General features: G+C 68.5%; 1 protein-coding gene. It reads left to right on the forward strand.

The genetic code is table 11. The features are described 5' to 3' along the window. The coding region (gene secD / locus G7A99_RS21125) for a protein translocase subunit SecD (protein WP_163143875.1) at window positions 1–992 on the forward strand (992 nt) is incomplete at both ends.

The following is a 992-nucleotide window of genomic DNA, read 5'->3' on the forward strand; positions in this document are numbered from 1 at the left end:
CAGGACACCGCCCGCGCCAAGGACATCCTCGGCGCCACGGCGACGCTCGAGTTCCGGCCCGTGGACATGGACAACTTCCCCTACCAGGGCGGTGCGGACGGCCCGGTGCCGCCGGGCTCGGAGGTGTACCCGCGCCAGGACGGCGGCTACGTGATGCTCGAGGACAACGCCATCCTCACCGGCGAGTACATCACCGACGCGCAGTCCGGGCTTGATCAGCGCACCGGCCAGCCGGAGGTGACCATCCGCCTCAACGCCGCCGGCGGCGACCTCATGACCCGGTTCTCGGCCCAGCACGTCAACGATTACATGGCGGTGCTGTTCATCGAGACCCAGACGGTGACCCAGCGCGTCAACGGCGAGGTGCAGCGTCGCCAGCAGACCGACCGCAAGGTCATCAGCGTCGCCCAGATCCAGGAGCAGCTCGGCAGCCGCTTCCGGATCACCGGGCTGGAGAACCCGCGCGAGGCGCGCAACCTGGCGCTGCTGCTGCGGGCCGGCTCCCTCGCCGCGCCGCTGCAGATCGTCGAGGAACGGACCATCGGGCCGAGCCTCGGCCAGGAGAACATCAATCAGGGCCTCGCCGCCGTGGTGGTCGGCTTCCTGCTCGTGGTCGCGTTCATGGCGCTGTACTACCGGGTCTTCGGTCTGGTCGCCGACGTGGCGCTGCTGCTGAACCTCGTGCTCATCGTCGCCGCGTTGTCGCTCCTGCAGGCCACGCTCACGCTGCCCGGCATCGCCGGCATCGTGCTGACCGTGGGTATGGCCGTGGACGCCAACGTGCTGATATTCGAGCGTGTACGCGAGGAGATACGGGCCGGGGCCTCGGCGCGGACCGCCATCGACTCCGGCTACGGCAAGGCGTTCTCGACCATCGCCGACGCGAACATCACGACGCTGATCGCAGCGATCGTGCTCTTCGCCTTCGGTACCGGCCCGGTCAAGGGCTTCGCGGTCACCCTGTCCATCGGCATCGTGACATCGATGTTCAC

The organism is Arhodomonas sp. KWT, from assembly GCF_010993615.1.